Here is an 18749-nt window from a genome sequence, read left to right on the forward strand (position 1 = left end):
TCTCACTCCGGTTCGTTCGCGCCCGCAGGCGCGGGGATACGTTGCGTTACATGTTCGGGTAATTCGGCCCGCCGCCGCCTTCCGGCGTGACCCACACGATGTTCTGCGTCGGGTCCTTGATGTCGCAGGTCTTGCAGTGCACGCAGTTCTGCGCGTTGATCACCAGCCGATCGCTGCCATCGTCGTTCTTCACGAATTCGTACACCGCCGCCGGGCAGAAACGCCCCTCCGGCCCCGCATACGTGCGCAGGTTCACGTTCACCGGCACGTTCGCATCCTTCAAGGTCAGGTGCGCCGGCTGGTTCTCTTCATGGTTCGTGTTCGAGATGAACACCGACGACAGCCGGTCGAACGTCAGCTTGCCGTCCGGCTTCGGGTACTCGATCGGCTCGCACTGCGACGCCGGCTTCAGCATCTCGTGGTCCGCGTGCTTGTGATGCAGCGTCCACGGCACGTTGCCGCCCATCACCTTCTGTTCGAGCCCGACCATCAGCGTGCCGAGGTACAGGCCCTTGGCCATCCACTGCTTGAAGTTGCGCGCGCGGTACAGCTCCGTGTACAGCCACGATTGCTTGAACGCATCCGGATACGCGTTGAGTTCGTCCGACTGGCGGCCCGCCTGCACCGCGTCGAACGCGGCATCGGCGGCCAGCATGCCGGTCTTGATCGCCGCGTGGCTGCCCTTGATCCGCGATGCGTTCAGGAAGCCCGCGTCGTCGCCGATCAGCGCGCCCCCCGGGAACACCGTCTTCGGCAGCGACAGCAGACCGCCCGCCGTGATCGCGCGCGCGCCGTACGACACGCGCTTGCCGCCTTCGAGGAACGCGCGGATCGACGGGTGCGTCTTGTAGCGCTGGAATTCCTCGAACGGCGACAGGTACGGGTTCGTGTAGCCCAGGCCCACCACGAAGCCGACCACAACCTGGTTGTTGTCCATGTGATACAGGAACGAGCCGCCGTAGGTGTCCGACTTCAGCGGCCAGCCGGCCGTGTGGATCACGAGGCCCGGCTTGTGCTTCGCCGGATCGATTTCCCACAGCTCCTTGATGCCGATCCCGTACGCCTGCGGATCGGCGTTCGCGTCGAGCTTGAACTTCGAGATCAGCTGGCGGCCGAGATGGCCACGGCAGCCTTCGGCGAACAGCGTGTACTTCGCGTGCAGCTCCATGCCGAGCTGGAAGTTCTCGGTCGGCTCGCCGTCCTTGCCCACGCCCATGTTGCCGGTCGCGACGCCTTTCACGGAGCCGTCGTCGTTGTAGAGAATTTCCGCGGCCGGGAAGCCCGGGAAGATCTCGACGCCCAGCGCCTCGGCCTGCTGGCCCAGCCAGCGCGTGACGTTGCCCAGCGAAATCACGTAGTTGCCGTGGTTCTGGAAGTTGGCGGGCAGCGCCCAGTTCGGCGTGGTGACCGCGCTTTTCTCGGACAGGAACAGGAAGCGGTCTTCCGTCACCTCGACGTCGAGCGGTGCGCCGCGTTCCTTCCAGTCGGGGAACAGTTCGGTGATCGCGCGCGGGTCCATCACCGCGCCCGACAGGATGTGCGCGCCGATCTCGGAACCTTTCTCGAGCACGCACACGCCGATCTCGGTGCCTTTCTCGGCGGCCAGCTGCTTGAGCCGGATCGCCGCCGACAGCCCGGCGGGGCCGCCGCCGACGATCACGACGTCGTATTCCATCGATTCGCGCGGGCCGTACTGCGCGAGCAAGTCCTGTGTGGTCAAAATCCTGTCTCCTCCTGCGTCCCGACCGTCAGCCGGTCAGAACTGGTCTTCCGTCAACGCGAGCACGCCCTCGTTGCCCTTCGTGCCGACGATCGACGCCTCGAGCGCGCCTGCCTGCACCAGCACCTGCTCCGCATAGAGCTGCGCGATCGCGATCTTCGCGCCGAAGAACGCCGGGTCGCTCGCGCGGTTCGCCTGCGCGGCCACCAGCGCACGCGCCATCTGCCATCCGCACAGCACCACGCCCGCCAGCTTCAGGTACGGCACGCTGCCCGCGAACACCGCGTTCGGGTCCTGCTTCGCGTTCGCCAGCACGTAATCCACCACCGACGACAGCGCCTTCGCGCCCTTCTCCAGCTGCACCTTCATCGATGCGGCCGCTGCGCCGTCCAGCTTGCCCAGCGTCGTGACAGTCTCGCCGATTTCGGCGATCAGCGCCTTCGCCACCGCGCCGCCGTCACGCAGCGTCTTGCGGCCCACCAGGTCGTTCGCCTGGATCGCGGTCGTGCCTTCGTAGATCGCCAGGATCCGCGCATCGCGGTAATACTGCGCCGCGCCGGTTTCCTCGATGAAACCCATCCCGCCGTGCACCTGCACGCCCAGGCTCGCCACGTCGTTCACCATCTCCGTGCTCCAGCCCTTCACGACCGGCACCAGATATTCGTAGATTGCCTGATGACGCGCCCGCTTCGCCTCGTCCGAATGGCGGTGGGCAATGTCGCTGTGCGCCGCAGCCACGTAGGCCAGCGAGCGCGCGCCTTCGGTCAGCGCGCGCATCGTGCCGAGCATCCGGCGCACGTCCGGGTGATGGATGATCGTCACCGACTGCTTGGCCGACCCGTCCACCGGGCGGCTCTGCACGCGCTCCTTCGCGAATTCCGCGGCCTTCTGGTACGCGCGGTCGGCGACGCCGATCCCCTGCATCCCGACGCCGAAGCGCGCCGCGTTCATCATGATGAACATGTATTCGAGGCCGCGGTTCTCTTCGCCGATCAGATAGCCGATCGCGCCGCCGTTATCGCCATATTGCAGCACCGCCGTCGGGCTCGCCTTGATCCCGAGCTTGTGCTCGATCGATACGCAGTGCACGTCGTTGCGTTCGCCCAGCGAGCCGTCGTCGTTCACCAGGAACTTCGGCACGATGAACAGCGAAATGCCCTTCACGCCTTCCGGCGCGTTCGGCGTGCGTGCCAGCACCAGGTGGACGATGTTGTCCGCCATGTCGTGCTCGCCCCACGTGATGAAGATCTTCGTGCCGAACACCTTGTACGTGCCGTCGCCCTGCGGCTCGGCGCGCGAACGCACCAGCGCAAGATCCGAGCCCGCCTGCGGCTCCGTCAGGTTCATCGTGCCGGTCCATTCGCCCGAGATCAGCTTCGGCACGTAGCGCTGCTTCTGCTCGTCGGTGCCGGCCGTCAGCAGCGCCTCGATCGCACCGTCGGTCAGCAGCGGGCACAGCGCGAACGACAGGTTCGCCGCGTTCAGCATCTCGATGCACGGCGTCGCGATCAGCTTCGGCAGCCCCTGGCCGTCGTATTCGGACGGGTGCTGCAGCCCCTGCCAGCCGCCTTCGACGAACTGGCGGAACGCTTCGCCAAAGCCCGGCGTCGCGGTCACGACACCGTCCTTCCAGCTGCTCGGATTGCGGTCGCCTTCGACGTTCAACGGCGCCAGCACCTCACCGCAGAATTTGGCGGACTCGTCGAGCACGGCCTGCGCCGTGTCGTAACCGGCGTCCTCGAAACCCGGCAGTTGCGCAACGGTGTCGATGCCCGCGAGTTCCTTCAGCACGAACAGCATGTCCTTGACAGGGGCGTTATAGCTCATGGTGTGTCTCCCTCTTCTCTCTTCTGTCGATGGCGAAAAAAAAGGGGCGCTCGTCGCGCCCCTCTTCTCGTGTGCTTACCGCCTGAGCGTCACACTGCGTCAGCCGAGCTCGTTCACGAGCTCCGGCACGAGCGCGAACAGATCGCCGACGAGGCCGTAGTCGGCCACGCTGAAGATCGGCGCTTCCGGATCCTTGTTGATCGCGACGATCACCTTCGAATCCTTCATGCCGGCCAGATGCTGGATCGCACCCGAGATGCCCACCGCGATGTACAGCTGCGGTGCGACGATCTTGCCGGTCTGGCCGACCTGGTAGTCGTTCGGCACGTAGCCGGCGTCGACTGCCGCGCGCGACGCGCCGAGCGCCGCCGACAGCTTGTCGGCCAGCGGCTCCAGCACCTTCGTGTAGTTCTCGCCGCTGCCCAGACCGCGGCCGCCCGACACGATGATCTTCGCGCTCGTCAGCTCCGGACGGTCCAGCTTCGTCACTTCACGGCTCACGAACTGCGACTTGCCTGCATCGGCCGCCGCTTCGATCTTCTCGACCGCTGCGCTGCCGCCTTCCGCTGCAACCGGATCGAAACCCGTCGCGCGCACCGTGATGACCTTGATCGGGTCGCTCGACTGGACCGTCGCGATCGCGTTGCCCGCGTAGATCGGGCGCTCGAACGTGTCGGCACTGTCAACCGCCGTGATGTCCGAAATCTGCGCAACGTCCAGCTTCGCGGCGATACGCGGCGCGATGTTCTTGCCGTACGCAGTCGCCGGCGCGAGGATGTGCGAGTAGTCCTTCGCAATGTTCAGCGCAGTCGCTTCGACGTTTTCCGCGAGGCCCGCTTCGAGCTGCGGCGCGTCGGCCAGCAACACCTTCGACACACCTGCGATCTTCGCTGCGGCATCGGCCGCCGCTTGCGCGTTGTGGCCCGCGACCAGCACGTGAATGTCACCGCCGATCTTCGCTGCCGCCGCCACCGTGTTCAGCGTCGCGGCCTTGATCGACGCGTTGTCGTGTTCTGCAATCACCAGAATCGTCATTTCTTTCCGCTCCCTCTTACAGCACCTTGGCTTCGGTCTTCAGCTTCTCGACCAGCGTCTTCACGTCCGGCACCTTCACGCCGGCTGCGCGCTTCGGCGGCTCGGCCACCTTCAGCGTCTTCAGACGCGGCGCGACGTCCACGCCGAGGTCTTCCGGCTTCACCGTTTCCAGCGGCTTCTTCTTCGCCTTCATGATGTTCGGCAGCGTCACGTAACGCGGCTCGTTCAGGCGCAGGTCGGTCGTCACGACCGCCGGCAGCGTCAGCGACAGCGTTTCCGCGCCGCCGTCGACTTCACGCGCGACCGTTGCCTTGCCGTCGGCGATCGTGACCTTCGATGCGAACGTCGCTTGCGGCAGGCCCGCCAGCGCGGCCAGCATCTGACCCGTCTGGTTCGAATCGTCGTCGATCGCCTGCTTGCCGAGGATCACCAGTTGCGGCTGTTCCTTGTCGACCAGCGCCTTCAGGATCTTCGCGACGGCCAGCGGCTCGACGCTGTCGTTCGACTCGACGAGGATCGCGCGATCCGCGCCGATCGCCAGCGCCGTGCGCAGCGTTTCCTGCGCTTGCGTGACGCCCACCGACACGGCGATCACTTCGGTCGCCACGCCCGCTTCCTTCAGGCGCACCGCTTCTTCAACCGCGATTTCGTCGAACGGGTTCATCGACATCTTCACGTTCGCGATATCGACGCCCGTGTTGTCCGACTTCACACGGACCTTCACGTTGTAATCGACCACTCTTTTCACTGGCACCAGGATTTTCATGCACACGCTCCAAAGTTACGAATACGACCAGAGGCCATTCTATAGCGAGGCCTCATGACTGCGCGGCCAAGCGGACCCAACCATCATGGTTGTCGAGGATACCGCTTCTTGACGACGCGCCAATGATAGCGAACGATCGTTCTATTTTAAAAGAGAAAAAACCCGGACGCAAAGCCCGGGTTTTCGATCATCGACTCTAATCCCGCCGGGCGTTCCGTGCTCTGCCCGTTACCAGGCGGCAACGACCGCGCCGCCGAACTTGCCTTCGATGAACTGCTTCACGTCGGCCGAATGATAGGCCGCGATCAGTTTCGCGACCCACGGCTTGTTCCGGTCCGCCTCGCGGATCGCGAGGATGTTCGCGTACGGCCCGTTCGGCCCTTCGATTGCGATCGCGTCCTGTTTCGGTTTCAACCCCGCTTCCATCGCGTAGTTGGTATTGATCGCGGCCGCATCGACGTCGCCGAGCGAGCGCGGAATCTGCGCCGCGTCGAGCTCGACGATCTTCAGCTTGCGCGGATTGTCGACGATATCGAGCGGCGTCGCCTTCAGCCCCGCGTCCGCGCGCAGCTTCAGGAGACCCTGCTTTTGCAGCAACAGCAGCGCACGGCCGCCGTTGGTCGGATCGTTCGGGACCGCGACGCGCGCGCCCGGCTTCAGTTCGGTCAGCGACTTCACGCGCTTCGAATAGATGCCCATCGGGAACGTGACGGTATCCGCGACCTTGATCAGCTTGTAGCCGCGATCCTTCACCTGCGCCTGCAGATACGGATCGTGCTGGTAGCTGTTCGCGTCGAGGTCGCCCGACGCGAGCGCCGCGTTCGGCTGCACGTAGTCGGAGAATTCGACGATGCGGATCTCGAGGCCGCTCTTCGCCGCGACCTTCTTCACCGCTTCCATGATCTGCGCGTGCGGCCCGCCCGTCACGCCCACCTTGATGGTTTCGGCCTGAGCGTGCGCACCCGCGAACAGCGCGGCTGCGCCGAGTGCCACCGCGAACTTCAGCATGAAGCGTCGTTGCATCGTCTGTCTCCCCTAACGGTTCAATTTCGTCTTATTTGTGGCTCAGCCGGCGGACGAGCCAGTCGCCGAACGACTGCACGATCTGCACGAACACGATCAGGATCGCAACGACCGTCCACATCACTTCCGGCAGATAGCGCTGGTAGCCATAGCGGATCCCGAGATCGCCGAGCCCGCCGCCGCCGATCGCGCCCGCCATCGCCGAATAGCCGACCAGCGACACGAACGTGATCGTCAGGCCCGCGACGACACCCGGCAGCGATTCGGGCAGCAGCACCTTGAAGACGATCTGCGACGTGGTCGCGCCCATCGATTGCGCGGCCTCGATCAGCCCGCGGTCGACTTCGCGCAGCGCCGTCTCGACGAGACGCGCGATGAACGGCGCGGCCGCGAGCGTCAGCGGCACGACCGCCGCGGCCGTGCCGATCGACGAACCCGTGACGAGCCGCGTAAACGGAATCACCGCGACCAGCAGGATGATGAACGGCGTCGAGCGGACGGCATTCACGATGCCGCCGAGCACGCGATTCACCGCGAGGTTCTGCAGCACACCCTGGCGGTCGGTCAGGTAGAGCAGCACGCCGAGCGGCAGGCCGACGAGCGCGCCGACCGCCCCGGAGATGCCGACCATGATCAGCGTCTCCCAGAACGACTGCACGAACATATCGAACATCTCACTCAACATACGAAAGCTCCTCTACCACCACACCTTGTTCGCGCAGGAACGCGAGCGCCTGCCCGACCTTGCCCGGCTCGCCGCCCGCGAGCACCGCGAGCGAACCGAATGCCTGCCCCTGGATCTCGTCGATCTGGCCGTGCAGGATGTTGAAATCGAGTTCGTACCGACGGATCGTTTCCGACAGGATCGGCTGGTCGACACCCGAGCCCGTAAACGCAAGCCGCAGCAGATGACCGCTGCCGGTCTTCAGCCGCTCGGCCACACGCGCCTTCAGCGCGGGCGGCAACTCCTGCGCGATCACGTCGCCGATCAGCGCGCGCGTCACCTCGTGATGCGGCTGCAGGAACACGTCGATCACGCGGCCTTCCTCGACCACGCGCCCCGCATCGAGCACCGCGACGCGATCGCACACCTGCTTGATCACTTCCATCTGGTGCGTGATCAGCACGATCGTCAGGCCGAGTTCGCGGTTGATGCGCTTCAGCAGGTCGAGGATCGAGCGCGTGGTCTCGGGATCGAGCGCGGATGTCGCTTCGTCCGACAGCAGTACCTTCGGCTGGCTCGCGAGCGCGCGTGCGATGCCGACGCGCTGCTTCTGCCCGCCGCTGATCTGCGACGGATAGCGATCCTTCTGCGCGGACAGCCCGACGAGGTCGAGCAGCGGCAGCACCGCGGCCTCGATGTCGGCACGGCTTGCGCCGGCCAGCTCGAGCGGCAGCGCGACGTTGTCGAACACCGTGCGCGACGACAGCAGGTTGAAGTGCTGGAAGATCATGCCGATCTCGCGTCGCGCCTCGCGTAGCGCGCCAGCCGACAGCAGCGTGAGATCGAGCCCGCCGACGACGACATTGCCTTCAGTCGGCCGCGTGAGCAGGTTGATGGTGCGCACGAGCGTGCTCTTGCCGGCACCGCTTCGGCCGATGATGCCGAACACCTCGCCCTGCGGGATCGTCAGGTTGATGTTGCGCAGCGCCTCGACCCAGCCGCCCGGCCCGGGAAATCGCTGCGAAAGATTGCGTAATTCGATCATGTAAACAAAACGGCGGCCGGCTGGCGAGTTGGCCCGCCAGTCGGCCGCCGATGCATCTGGAATAACCGACGATTTTACCGCAAACCCCTCATTCCCCTTAATAATCGATTTCGATCTTTTCATAACCGCACGAAATTAGAGGGACGCCGCTGGCGCGTCACGACGATGCCGCGACTATGATCCGGAACACCGACCAACCGACAGGGGACACGCCAGATGACCGCCACTACCACGCCGGCCGCCGCACCTGCCACCGCCGGACCGGCACCATGGTCCCCACCCGCGCCGACGATGGGCCGCCTGCGTACCGCCGACGGGCTCGAACTGGCGTCGTACCGCTGGCCGGCTGGCGACGGCACCGAGCCGCCGCGCGCGACGATCGCACTCGTACATGGCCTTGCCGAACACGCGGGTCGTTATGCCGCGCTCGCCGGCCGGCTGAATGCGGCCGGCATCGAGGTGCTCGCGATCGACCTGCGCGGGCACGGCCAGTCACCGGGCAAGCGCGCCTGGGTCGAGCGCTTCGACGGCTACCTGAACGATGCGGATGCGCTGGGCGCCGAAGCCGCACGCGGCAATTCGCCGCTGTTCCTGATGGGGCACAGCATGGGCGGGGCGGTCGCGGCGCTGTACGCGATCGAACGCGCGCCGGCACGCGGCCACGCGCTGGCCGGCCTCGTGCTGTCGAGCCCGGCGCTCGCGCCGGGACGTGACGTACCGCGCTGGATGCTCGCCGTGAGCCGCGTCATCAGCCGCATATGGCCGACCTTCCCCGCAATCAGGATCGATGCCGCGCTGCTGTCGCGCGATCCGGCCATCGTCGCAGCCAACCGCGCCGATCCGCTCGTCCATCACGGCGCGGTGCCCGCGCGCACCGGCGCGGAGATTCTCGACGCGATGGCACGCATCGAAAGCGGTCGCGGCGGGCTGCGCGTTCCCGTGCTCGTCTATCACGGCACCGAAGACAAGCTGACCGAACCCGACGGCAGCCGTGCGTTCGGTGCGCACGTCGGCTCGCCCGATCGCACGCTGACGCTGTACGAAGGCGGCTTTCACGAAACGATGAACGATCTCGAACGCGATCGCGTGATCGACGCGCTGATCGCGTGGATTCACGCGCGCGTGCCGGCGCGCTGAGTGCGCCCGGCCCGGTCGGTCACGCGATCGTCAGATGCCGGCCAGTACGCGCAGGTGCGCGACGACGCTGCGCCCGAGCGCGGACAGGTTGTAGCCGCCTTCGAGGCAGCTCACGATGCGCCCCTGCGCATGCCGGCGCGCCACCTCGACGATCTGCGCGGTCAACCATTCGAAGTCGGCTTCGACGAGGCCGAGGCTGCCGATGTCGTCCTCGCGATGCGCATCGAAACCCGCGGACACGAACAGCATCTGCGGCTTGAACGCATCGAGGCGCGGCAGCCAGAACATGTCGACGGCTTCGCGGATCGCCATCCCGTTGCTGCGCGCGGGCATCGGCAGGTTGACCATGTTCGGCGCCTGGTGATCGACGCCCGAGAACGGGTACAGCGGATGCTGGAAGAAACTGCACATCAGCACCCGCTCGTCGTTCGCGAACGCCGCCTCGGTGCCGTTGCCGTGATGCACGTCGAAATCGATGATCGCGACCCGCTCCAGACCGTGTACGTCGAGCGCATGTCGCGCGGCGATCGCGACGTTGTTGAAGAAGCAGAAACCCATCGCACGCGCAGGCTCCGCATGATGGCCGGGCGGACGCACACCACAGAACGCATTCGCATAGCGGCCTTCGATCACCGCGTCGGTTGCCGCGATCGCGGCGCCGGCCGCACGCAGCGCCGCGCGCCACGTATCGCGGTTCATCAGCGTATCGGGATCGATCTCGACGTAGCCGTCGACCGGCGTCATGCTCCGGATGTAGTCGATGTGCGCCTGCGTATGCACCCGGCCCAGCGCCACCTCGCTCGCGAACGGCGCGGTTTCGTGCACGATCAGATCGTCGATGCGGCTCGCGATCAGTTGATCCTGGATCGCCGACAGGCGGGCCGGGCATTCCGGATGCCATTCCCCCATCTCGTGCAGCATGCAGTCGGGGTGCGTATAGAAAGCGGTTGCCATAAGCTGTCATCCGCGGCGCACGGTGCGCCGCAGGTCTCCATCAATGATGTCCATCGTCTGCCGCGAATTCGCCGCTAACTTACCACAACGGTGGCCTGCCACGCCCCGGCGCGCCGGATCCGTCGGGTATACTGCGCCGAACCCAATCGCCCTGTCCGCCCGCTTCGACATGAATTCCAGCAAGCCTGCCGCCCTTCTCTCCGCGCTGTTCCGTGTTCGCGTTCCGCTCGTCGCGGCCGCTGCCGTCGCGGCCCTCGGCACCGCGCCTGCCGGCGCGCAGACGCAACCCGCGAAGCCCGCGGGCACGCTCGTCGCACAGGCCCAGCCGCAACAGCCGACGCCGCAAGGCCAGACCTTCGAAGAAGAAATCGTTCCGCAGCGTTACGCGAACAATGCGAAGGTCGACGCGTTCATCGACGAGATGGTCAGCCGCAACGGCTTCGACTCCGCGAGCCTGCATGCGCTGTTCTCGCGCATCAGCTATTCGGCGACGGCGGTCAAGCTCGTGAAACCGGCCCCGTCGCCGACGGTCAAGAACTGGCGCGTCTATCGCTCGCGCTTCATCGAGCCGATCCGCATCAACGCGGGCGTGAAATTCTGGAAGGCGAACCAGGCAACGCTGCAGCGTGCATCCGAGCAGTTCGGCGTGCCGCCCGAGGTGATCGTCGGCATCATCGGTGTCGAGACGATCTACGGCCGCTACATGGGCAATTTCCGCGTGCTCGACGCGCTGACGACGCTCACGTTCGACTATCCGGACACGCCGAATCGTGACAGCCGCCAGGCGACGTTCCGCAAGAACCTCGAGGATTTCCTGGTCTGGACCCGCGACAACCAGCTCGACCCGACCACCGTGCTCGGTTCGTATACGGGCGCGATCGGGATCCCGCAGTTCCTGCCGAGCAGCATCCGCGAATATGCGGTCGACTTCGACGGCACGGGCCATGTCGACCTGCGCAGCAGTCCTGTCGATGCGATCGGCAGCGTCGCGAACTACCTGAAGCAGCACGGCTGGGAAACCGACCGCCCGGTGGTCTGGCAGATCACGCCCGACACGGGCAGCCTGGGGATCGCACAAGCCGCCGCCGACGGCCAGCCCGAACCGCACTGGGCACTGTCGCAACTGCTGCGCGCGGGCATGACGCTGAACGAGCCGACGGTCAACATCACGACCGAAGCCGGCACGCCCGTGACGGTGGTCGACCTGCCGTCGCCGGGCCGCGCGACCGAATACATGCTCGGGCTCAAGAATTTCTACGTGCTGACGCGCTACAACCGCAGCTTCTTCTACGCGCTTACCGTGTACCAGCTTGGCGAGGCGGTCAAGGCGCAGATGGAAGCGAGCGGCGCGCTTCAGCCGAGTAACACCGATACACAGTCGCAGTAAGCACCGCCCGCCCAATGAAAAAGCGCCGCACAAGCGGCGCTTTCGTTTCGTACACGCGCGACGCGCATCTGCCCGCGTTCAGGCAGGAAACACGCCCGTGGACAGGTAGCGGTCGCCGCGATCGCAGACGATGAACACGATCGTCGCATTCTCGACCTGACGCGCGATGCGCATCGCGACTTCGCATGCGCCGCCCGACGAAATGCCCGCGAAGATGCCTTCGACGGCCGCGAGGCGGCGCGCCATCGTTTCCGACGCAGCCTGGCTCACGCTCTCGACGCGGTCGACACGGCTGCGATCGAAGATCGTCGGCATATAGGCTTCCGGCCACTTGCGGATGCCCGGAATGCGCGAACCGTCTTCCGGCTGCGCACCGACGATCTCGATCGCCGGATTCTGCTCCTTCAGGTAGCGCGACGTGCCCATGATCGTGCCCGTCGTGCCCATTGCCGACACGAAGTGCGTGACGCGCCCTTCGGTATCGCGCCAGATTTCCGGGCCCGTCGCTTCGTAGTGCGCAACCGGATTGTCGGGGTTCGCGAACTGGTCGAGGATCACGCCCTTGCCTTCGCGCTGCATCTCGTCCGCGAGATCACGTGCCAGCTCCATCCCGCCCTTCACCGGCGTCAGGATGATTTCGGCACCGTAGGCGGCCATGCTCTGGCGGCGCTCGACCGACAGGTCCTCCGGCATGATCAGCACCATCTTGTAGCCGCGGATCGCCGCTGCCATCGCGAGTGCGATACCGGTGTTGCCGCTCGTCGCCTCGATCAGCGTGTCGCCCGGCTTGATGCGCCCGCGCGCCTCGGCCTTGCTGATCATCGACAGCGCCGGACGATCCTTCACGGAACCGGCCGGATTGTTGCCTTCGAGCTTCGCGAGCACCACGTTGTTGCGCGCGCGAATCTCGTCGTCCGGCAAGCGGACCAGTTGGACGAGCGGCGTATTGCCGATCGTGTCTTCGATAGTTTTGTAAGCCATGGATATACCGTGAGTACGAGGCCGATCAATCGATCGATTGTAAACCAGCACCGCTGCTCGCGCCGGCAACCCCATTGCGGCGATGGAATACGCATGCCGTGCAACGCGTGGACGCCCCATGCGCCGTGGCCACGCAAAAAACCCGCGGCACGCCGCGGGAAGCCGTCGCAACGACGGCGACTGAAGGAGCTTGTTGTCGGCTGCGCGCGACGCGTTACTTCTGCGTGGTGGTGCGGGCAGGTGCGGCTGCAGGCTTGCCGGCGGCCGGCTTGCCCGGGGCCGGCTGCGCGGCACCCGTGCCGGCCGCACCGATCGTCAGGCCTTCCTGCTGAAGCCGCTCGACGGTATGGCCGCCCATGCCTTTCACGCGTGCGGCGAGATCCTCCGCATTCCTGAACGGGCCGCGTGCGCCGCGTTCGTCGAGAATCGCCTTTGCCCGCGCCGGGCCGATACCCTTGATGCCGACGAGCGCATCCTCGTTGGCGGTGTTGACGTCGACGGCCGCCCAGGCCGAGGCGATCGTGCCGAGCATTGCCGCTGCGGCCAACCATTTCCTGATCATGTGCTGGATCTCCGATGAATACGGCCGGCGGCTGCCGACCGTGAGACCCAGTCTATCGATGCAACGCTTCCGTTTAAACCTGGCCGGATAGCCAACGCACGTAGCGGTCGACGCCTTCCTGCACGGTCAGGAACGGTGCGTCGTAACCGGCCGCACGCAGTTTCGTCTGGTCGGCCTGCGTGAAGCACTGGTACTTGCCGCGCAGCGCATCGGGGAACGGCACGTATTCGATCAGCCCTTGCTCGACCTGCTGCGCGAGCGTCAGCGGCGGCAGGTTGTCGAGCGCGCGCAACGTATTCACGACCGTCGACGCGATATCGTTGAACGGCTGCGCACGGCCGGTCCCGAGGTTGAAGATGCCCGACTTCTCCGGATGATCGAAGAAGAACAGGTTGACCTTCGTCACGTCCTCGATCGACACGAAGTCACGCGTCTGCTCGCCCGGTGCGTAGCCGTTGTACTCGCCGAACAGCTTCACCTTGCCTTCCGCGCGGAACTGGTTGAAGTTGTGGAACGCGACCGACGCCATACGGCCCTTGTGCGTCTCGCGCGGGCCGTACACGTTGAAGTATCGGAAGCCCGCGATCTGGCTCTGCGCGGTCGGCAGCACACGACGGATCACCTGGTCGAACAGGAACTTCGAATAGCCGTAGACATTCAGCGGCGCCTCGACGTCGCGCTCCTCGACGAATCGCGTCGAGCCGCCGTAGGTCGCCGCCGACGACGCGTACAGGAACTGCGTGCCCTGTGCGAGGCAGGTGTCGAGCAACGCGCGGCTGTAGCGGAAGTTGTTGTCCATCATGTAGCGGCCGTCGGTTTCCATCGTGTCCGAGCACGCACCTTCGTGGAACACCGCGCGTACCTTGCCGAAATCGCCGCGCGCGAAACGTTCGACGAATTCCGACTTGTCCAGATAGTCGTCGATCTCGCAATCGACGAGATTCCGGAACTTGTCCGCGCGCGTCAGGTTGTCGACCGCGATGATGCGCGTCTCGCCGCGCTCGTTGAGCGCCTTGACGATGTTCGCGCCGATAAAACCGGCTGCGCCGGTGACGATGAGGGTCATGATCGTCCTGCCTGAAAAGTGCGAGCCATGCGTGCGGCGCGCTCATCGCGCCGCCGCATGCGCTCAATGAAACAGTTCGTCGTAATCCACCGTGGCCGTGCCGAGCTTGCCGACCACGATGCCTGCCGCGCGATTCGCGAGCACGACGGCGTCGACGAGCGGCACGCCTGCGCCGAGCATCGTCGCGACCGTCGCGATCACGGTATCGCCCGCGCCCGACACGTCGAACACCTCGCGCGCGAGCGCCGGCGCATGCAGTTCGCCGGTGGCGGAAAACAGCGTCATGCCTTCTTCCGAACGCGTGAGCAGCAGCGCGTCGATGTCGAGTTCCGCGCGCAGCTTCGCGACACGTGCGCGCAGATCGTCTTCCGATTTCCACTGCCCGACCACTTCGCGCAATTCCGCGCGATTCGGCGTGATCAGCGACGCACCGCGATAACGCGCCCAGTCGTCGCCCTTCGGGTCGACGAGGACGGACTTGCCGGCCGCACGCGCCTTCTCGATCATCGTCGTGACGTGCGTCAGGCCGCCTTTCGCGTAATCCGACATCAGCACGACGTCGTGCTGCGGCAGCAGCGCATCGAAGCGCGCGAGCCCCGCGAGCAACACCTCGTGCGTCGGCATGGCCTCGAAGTCGACGCGCAGCAGTTGCTGCTGGCGCGCGAGCACGCGCAGCTTGATCGTGGTCGGCAACGCCGGGTCGCGTTCGAGATGCGGCGTCACGCCGCTGCTGCCGAGCAGTTCGACGATGCGCTCGCCGGGTTCGTCGCACCCGACGACGCACAGCAACCCGGCCTGGCCGCCGAGCGTCACGGCGTTGCGTGCGACGTTGGCCGCACCGCCGAGCCGCTCTTCCTGACGCTGCACGTGCACGACCGGCACGGGCGCCTCGGGCGAAATGCGATCGACGTTGCCGAACCAGTAACGGTCGAGCATCACGTCGCCGACGACAAGCACGCGCGAGCGCGCGAGTTGCGCACGCGGTACCGGAACGACCTCGCGGAGAGTATTCATCGTGTGATCAGCCACGGGAGGACGACTGGGGATCGACATACGGCCGGCCGATCGCATAGTAGTCGATGCCCAGTTCGGCCATCGCATCCGGCTCGTACAGATTGCGCCCGTCGAAGATCACCGGCGCCTTCAGTTCAGCCTTCAGGCGCGTGAAATCGGGGCTCCGGAATTCCTTCCACTCGGTCACGATCACGAGCGCGTCCGCGCCCGTCACGGCGATGTCCTGCGTGTCGACGAGATGGAGCCGCGCCAGCGCGCCAGGATCGGTATCGAAGTCGAGCGCAAACACGCGCCGCGCCTCGTCGATCGCGACCGGATCGTACGCACGAACGGTCGCGCCGCGTTCGAGCAGCGCGGCGATCAGGCGGCGGCTCGGCGCCTCGCGCATGTCATCGGTGTTCGGCTTGAACGCCAGGCCCCAGACCGCGAACTCGCGGCCGGTCAGGTCGGCACCGAAACGCTGCTCGATCTTGCCGATCAGCACGTCCTTCTGCGCATGGTTGGCCGCCTCGACGGCTTCCAGGATGCGCAACGGCTGGCCGTTCTCGCCGGCCGTGCGAATCAGCGCCTGGACGTCCTTCGGGAAGCACGAGCCGCCGTAGCCGACGCCGGCGTACAGGAAGTGATAGCCGATGCGCGGATCGGAGCCGATCCCGCGGCGCACGGCCTCGATGTCGGCGCCGACCTTGTCGGCGAGATTCGACATCTCGTTCATGAACGAGATACGCGTTGCAAGCATCGCATTCGCCGCATATTTCGCGAATTCCGCCGAACGCACGTCCATGTAGATCGTGCGCTCATGGTTGCGGTTGAACGGCGCGTAAAGCTTCTTCATCTTCTCGCGCGCGATCGTGCCCGTCTCGTCGTCGTCGACGCCGATGATGATCCGGTCCGGACGCATGAAGTCCTCGACCGCGGCGCCTTCCTTCAGGAACTCCGGGTTCGACACGACCGAGAAGCGATGCGCGACGCTGCCCGCCAGCCCGCGGGCGGCGAGCGCTTCGTCGACCACGCCGCGCACGCGCTGTGCGGTACCGACCGGCACGGTCGACTTGTCGACGATCACCTTGAAGCTCGTCATGTGGCGGCCGATGTTGCGCGCGGCTTCGAGCACGTACTGCAGGTCGGCCGAACCGTCCTCGTCGGGCGGCGTGCCGACGGCGATGAACTGGATCTCGCCGTGCGCGACGCTTGCCTCGATGTCGGTCGAAAAGCGCAGGCGCCCCGCCGCGCGGTTGCGCGCGATGATGTCCAGCAGCCCAGGTTCGTGAATCGGCATCCCGCCGTTGTTCAGGATGTCGATCTTGCGCGGATCGACGTCGAGGCAGAAGACGTCGTGGCCGATCTCCGCCAGGCAGGCGCCCGTGACGAGACCGACATAGCCGGTGCCGATGATGGTGATTTTCATAGATGTTCCGGTACTTCCCGGTAATTGACTAACTTGGCCGCCGGGACGAACCCGGCGGCAACCGCAGTGCGTTGGCTCCGCGTGCCGGGATCAGCCCGGCATCGCAGGATCGACGCGACGCGGCGCATAGGTTTCCCAGCCGCTGCAGCCCGGACACTGCCAGTAGAAATTGCGCGCCCGGAAACCGCAATTCTGGCACGTATACCGTGGCAAATTCTTGGTGCGCTGCTTGATCAGCGCACGCATCATTTCAAGTTCCTTACGGCGCGGTTCGTCGGCCGCCGCGATCTGCGCATCGAGCAGGTGCAGCATCCCCGACAGGTTCGGCGACTTCTCCATCTGCGTGCGCGCGAGCGTGTGCGCCGCGTCCTGGCCGCGCAAGCCCGCGATGTGCTGGTATGCGATGTCGAGCAGGTCGTTCGACGGATAGCGGTCGACATAGCCCATCAGCAGCTCGGCACCTTCGGCGTTCTTGCCGAGCGCGACGTACGCCTTCATCAGCTTGTCGGCGACGAGCGGCAGATACGCCGGATTCTGCGCTTCGACGCGCTTCCAGTGCTCGATCGCGGCCGCATGGTTGCCCTCGGCCGCCGCGGCGTCGCCGGAGAGGATCGTCGCGCGAACGTTCTGCGGGTTCACGGTCAACGCGAGGCGCAACTGTTCAGCAGCCGCTGCCGCGTTCTTGCGCTGCAGCGCGTCCTGCGCAAGTTCGCAGTGAAACTGCGCAATTTCGACGCCAAGCGGTTTGTCGCTCATCGACTCGATGCGCTTCGCCGTATCGATCGACTTGTTCCAGTCCTTCTCGATCTCGTAGATCGTCAGCAGCGCCCGCTGCGCGCCGAGTGCGTAATCGCCGTCGGCGAGTTTGTGGAACGCCTCCTCGGCGCGATCGAGCAGGCCGGCCTTCAGGAAGTCCTGGCCGAGTTCGTACAGTGCGTGGTCGCGTTCGTTGACCGGCAGGTCCGTGCGGCTCAGCAGGTTCTGGTGCACGCGGATCGCGCGGTCGGTTTCGCCGCGGCGGCGAAACAGGTTGCCGAGCGCGAAGTGCAGCTCGACCGTCTCGGGATCCAGCTTGGCGACCTCGATGAACGCGTCGATCGCCTTGTCGGGTTGTTCGTTCAACAGAAAATTCAGGCCGCGGAAATACGAGCGCGGCAGGTTGGCACTCTCCGACAGGAGATTCTTAAGGTCATAGCGTGACGCCGCCCAACCGAGCGCGAACGCGACCGGAATCGCGAGCAACCACCAGAAATCCAGATCCATGCGAAATATCGAAGCAGAGACGAAAACCGCGCGATGATCGCGCGGCGTCCGTGTTAAATGACGGGCGGCATCGGCGGCTGGTCGATGACGGCCGGCGTTTCGCGCGCCGCGCGCAGATCGCGCTTCAGGCGCCCGTTCTCGAGACGCAGGCGGAAGATCGAAGGCAGCGCGGACAGCAAGCCAGCCAGCAGCCCCACGGCGAAGAACGCGAGGCCGATCAGGATCAGCGGCGCCTGCCATGAATAGCCGGCCACGAAATTCAGCGTCGCGGTTTGCGTATTGGCCAGCGCAAGCACCAGCAGCAGTACGAACACCAATACCCGGATCAGCCAGACGATAAACTTCATGAAGCCCTCTCTTTGTTGAGGTTTGCCGCGGCGCGCGACTCCCCTTCGTCGCGCCGAATCGACCCGTATTGTAAAGGAAGCGTTTCCGCGGCTGCGCACATCCTGCTCGCACCCGTTGCGTCGCATTCGCCGGAAATGAAAAAAGCGCCCGCAAGGGGCGCTTTTCTTTTCAGCCTTCGCCGGATGGGTTCCGGGCAATCCGGGTGACGCTCAACGCTCGTCGTCCGGATCGTCAGCCTTCAGCGGTTCACCGGCGCGGCCGTCGACGCGTTCCCGCAACTCCTTGCCAGGCTTGAAGTGCGGCACGAACTTCTCGGGCACCTGCACTTTCTCCCCTGACTTCGGGTTGCGTCCGACGCGCGCCGGGCGACGGTTGAGGCCAAAGCTGCCGAAACCCCGAATTTCGATACGATGCCCTTTCGCCAGAGCGTCAGACATCGCATCGAGCATCGTTTTCACCGCGAAATCCGCATCCTTGAGGACAAGTTGCGGAAATCGCGATGCCAGCTGCGCGACCAACTCGGATTTGGTCATACTTCAGCAGACCTCG

Annotated in this window: 18 protein-coding genes; 2 read left to right on the forward strand and 16 right to left on the reverse strand. The window is 65.5% G+C overall.

Going from position 1 to position 18749, the window contains the following annotated elements; genetic code table 11:
* Positions 1–46: 46 nt before the first annotated feature.
* The 7 genes from FOZ70_RS22125 to FOZ70_RS22155 form a co-directional block, all read right to left on the reverse strand.
* Positions 47–1720, reverse strand: coding sequence for an electron transfer flavoprotein-ubiquinone oxidoreductase (locus FOZ70_RS22125; RefSeq protein ID WP_136470571.1), 1674 nt, complete (start codon positions 1718–1720; stop codon positions 47–49).
* 36 nt (positions 1721–1756) lie between these two features.
* Complete coding sequence (locus FOZ70_RS22130; protein ID WP_219706726.1) at positions 1757–3547, reverse strand: acyl-CoA dehydrogenase; 1791 nt, start codon at positions 3545–3547, stop codon at positions 1757–1759.
* Between the two features lie 99 nt (positions 3548–3646).
* Entirely contained in the window at positions 3647–4582 is a 936-nt protein-coding gene (locus FOZ70_RS22135) for an electron transfer flavoprotein subunit alpha/FixB family protein (protein ID WP_059620141.1), read from the reverse strand.
* 16 nt (positions 4583–4598) lie between these two features.
* The gene (locus FOZ70_RS22140) at positions 4599–5348 is read right to left on the reverse strand and encodes an electron transfer flavoprotein subunit beta/FixA family protein (RefSeq protein ID WP_021157446.1); all 750 of its coding nucleotides are present in this window, start codon (positions 5346–5348) and stop codon (positions 4599–4601) included.
* Positions 5349–5576: 228 nt separating this feature from the next.
* Positions 5577–6371 (reverse strand): MetQ/NlpA family ABC transporter substrate-binding protein, encoded by a 795-nt coding sequence (locus FOZ70_RS22145; RefSeq protein ID WP_059678009.1) that lies wholly within the window; start codon positions 6369–6371, stop codon positions 5577–5579.
* Positions 6372–6402: 31 nt separating this feature from the next.
* A complete protein-coding gene (locus tag FOZ70_RS22150) occupies positions 6403–7056 on the reverse strand; it encodes a methionine ABC transporter permease (protein ID WP_006486982.1) in 654 nt (217 codons plus the stop codon).
* Positions 7046–8080: a methionine ABC transporter ATP-binding protein gene (locus FOZ70_RS22155; RefSeq protein ID WP_027788053.1), complete on the reverse strand. Its 1035-nt coding sequence runs from the start codon at positions 8078–8080 to the stop codon at positions 7046–7048. Before FOZ70_RS22155 ends, FOZ70_RS22150 begins: the two co-directional genes overlap by 11 nt.
* Before the next feature lie 216 nt (positions 8081–8296).
* Here FOZ70_RS22155 and FOZ70_RS22160 point away from each other — a divergent pair, with 216 nt between their 5' ends.
* Positions 8297–9217, forward strand: a complete 921-nt coding sequence (locus FOZ70_RS22160) for an alpha/beta hydrolase (RefSeq protein WP_219706727.1) — start codon at positions 8297–8299, stop codon at positions 9215–9217.
* Positions 9218–9247: 30 nt separating this feature from the next.
* Here FOZ70_RS22160 and FOZ70_RS22165 read toward each other — a convergent pair whose 3' ends face one another.
* Entirely contained in the window at positions 9248–10171 is a 924-nt protein-coding gene (locus FOZ70_RS22165) for a histone deacetylase family protein (RefSeq protein WP_060066380.1), read from the reverse strand.
* Between the two features lie 43 nt (positions 10172–10214).
* Here FOZ70_RS22165 and mltB point away from each other — a divergent pair, with 43 nt between their 5' ends.
* Entirely contained in the window at positions 10215–11558 is a 1344-nt protein-coding gene (gene mltB, locus FOZ70_RS22170) for a lytic murein transglycosylase B (protein ID WP_081082833.1), read from the forward strand.
* 78 nt (positions 11559–11636) lie between these two features.
* On the opposite strand, the gene cysM is transcribed toward mltB, so the two are convergent.
* The 8 genes from cysM to FOZ70_RS22210 all read right to left on the reverse strand — a co-directional run bounded on the left by cysM (position 11637) and on the right by FOZ70_RS22210 (position 18733).
* Positions 11637–12539 (reverse strand): cysteine synthase CysM, encoded by a 903-nt coding sequence (gene cysM / locus FOZ70_RS22175; RefSeq protein WP_042973431.1) that lies wholly within the window; start codon positions 12537–12539, stop codon positions 11637–11639.
* Between the two features lie 214 nt (positions 12540–12753).
* On the reverse strand, positions 12754–13101 hold the full coding sequence (locus tag FOZ70_RS22180) for a helix-hairpin-helix domain-containing protein (RefSeq protein WP_021157453.1): 348 nt from the start codon (positions 13099–13101) through the stop codon (positions 12754–12756).
* Positions 13102–13174: 73 nt separating this feature from the next.
* Positions 13175–14167 (reverse strand): ADP-glyceromanno-heptose 6-epimerase, encoded by a 993-nt coding sequence (rfaD, locus tag FOZ70_RS22185; RefSeq protein ID WP_048024367.1) that lies wholly within the window; start codon positions 14165–14167, stop codon positions 13175–13177.
* A 63-nt stretch (positions 14168–14230) separates the two neighbouring features.
* Entirely contained in the window at positions 14231–15181 is a 951-nt protein-coding gene (gene rfaE1 / locus FOZ70_RS22190) for a D-glycero-beta-D-manno-heptose-7-phosphate kinase (protein ID WP_051363294.1), read from the reverse strand.
* Between the two features lie 7 nt (positions 15182–15188).
* Positions 15189–16589: a UDP-glucose/GDP-mannose dehydrogenase family protein gene (locus FOZ70_RS22195; RefSeq protein ID WP_059485226.1), complete on the reverse strand. Its 1401-nt coding sequence runs from the start codon at positions 16587–16589 to the stop codon at positions 15189–15191.
* Positions 16590–16679: 90 nt separating this feature from the next.
* On the reverse strand, positions 16680–17852 hold the full coding sequence (gene lapB / locus FOZ70_RS22200) for a lipopolysaccharide assembly protein LapB (protein WP_059485227.1): 1173 nt from the start codon (positions 17850–17852) through the stop codon (positions 16680–16682).
* A 53-nt stretch (positions 17853–17905) separates the two neighbouring features.
* Positions 17906–18199 (reverse strand): LapA family protein, encoded by a 294-nt coding sequence (locus FOZ70_RS22205; protein WP_021157458.1) that lies wholly within the window; start codon positions 18197–18199, stop codon positions 17906–17908.
* Between the two features lie 210 nt (positions 18200–18409).
* A complete protein-coding gene (locus FOZ70_RS22210) occupies positions 18410–18733 on the reverse strand; it encodes an integration host factor subunit beta (RefSeq protein WP_006486894.1) in 324 nt (107 codons plus the stop codon).
* Between the last annotated feature and the right edge of the window lie 16 nt (positions 18734–18749).

The organism is Burkholderia sp. COPS (genome assembly GCF_019425585.1).
Classification (GTDB): Bacteria; Pseudomonadota; Gammaproteobacteria; order Burkholderiales; family Burkholderiaceae; genus Burkholderia; species Burkholderia cepacia.

What these genes read in the sequence shown, in the direction of transcription:
- FOZ70_RS22130 (WP_219706726.1), bottom strand. Translation starts at nt 3,547, where the DNA reads ATGAGCTATAACGCCCCTGTCAAGGACATGCTGTTCGTGCTGAAGGAA.
- FOZ70_RS22135 (WP_059620141.1), bottom strand. Translation starts at nt 4,582, where the DNA reads ATGACGATTCTGGTGATTGCAGAACACGACAACGCGTCGATCAAGGCC.
- FOZ70_RS22140 (WP_021157446.1), bottom strand. Translation starts at nt 5,348, where the DNA reads ATGAAAATCCTGGTGCCAGTGAAAAGAGTGGTCGATTACAACGTGAAG.
- FOZ70_RS22145 (WP_059678009.1), bottom strand. Translation starts at nt 6,371, where the DNA reads ATGCAACGACGCTTCATGCTGAAGTTCGCGGTGGCACTCGGCGCAGCC.
- FOZ70_RS22150 (WP_006486982.1), bottom strand. Translation starts at nt 7,056, where the DNA reads ATGTTGAGTGAGATGTTCGATATGTTCGTGCAGTCGTTCTGGGAGACG.
- FOZ70_RS22155 (WP_027788053.1), bottom strand. Translation starts at nt 8,080, where the DNA reads ATGATCGAATTACGCAATCTTTCGCAGCGATTTCCCGGGCCGGGCGGC.
- FOZ70_RS22160 (WP_219706727.1), top strand. Translation starts at nt 8,297, where the DNA reads ATGACCGCCACTACCACGCCGGCCGCCGCACCTGCCACCGCCGGACCG.
- FOZ70_RS22165 (WP_060066380.1), bottom strand. Translation starts at nt 10,171, where the DNA reads ATGGCAACCGCTTTCTATACGCACCCCGACTGCATGCTGCACGAGATG.
- mltB (WP_081082833.1), top strand. Translation starts at nt 10,215, where the DNA reads ATGATGTCCATCGTCTGCCGCGAATTCGCCGCTAACTTACCACAACGG.
- cysM (WP_042973431.1), bottom strand. Translation starts at nt 12,539, where the DNA reads ATGGCTTACAAAACTATCGAAGACACGATCGGCAATACGCCGCTCGTC.
- FOZ70_RS22180 (WP_021157453.1), bottom strand. Translation starts at nt 13,101, where the DNA reads ATGATCAGGAAATGGTTGGCCGCAGCGGCAATGCTCGGCACGATCGCC.
- rfaD (WP_048024367.1), bottom strand. Translation starts at nt 14,167, where the DNA reads ATGACCCTCATCGTCACCGGCGCAGCCGGTTTTATCGGCGCGAACATC.
- rfaE1 (WP_051363294.1), bottom strand. Translation starts at nt 15,181, where the DNA reads ATGAATACTCTCCGCGAGGTCGTTCCGGTACCGCGTGCGCAACTCGCG.
- FOZ70_RS22195 (WP_059485226.1), bottom strand. Translation starts at nt 16,589, where the DNA reads ATGAAAATCACCATCATCGGCACCGGCTATGTCGGTCTCGTCACGGGC.
- lapB (WP_059485227.1), bottom strand. Translation starts at nt 17,852, where the DNA reads ATGGATCTGGATTTCTGGTGGTTGCTCGCGATTCCGGTCGCGTTCGCG.
- FOZ70_RS22205 (WP_021157458.1), bottom strand. Translation starts at nt 18,199, where the DNA reads ATGAAGTTTATCGTCTGGCTGATCCGGGTATTGGTGTTCGTACTGCTG.
- FOZ70_RS22210 (WP_006486894.1), bottom strand. Translation starts at nt 18,733, where the DNA reads ATGACCAAATCCGAGTTGGTCGCGCAGCTGGCATCGCGATTTCCGCAA.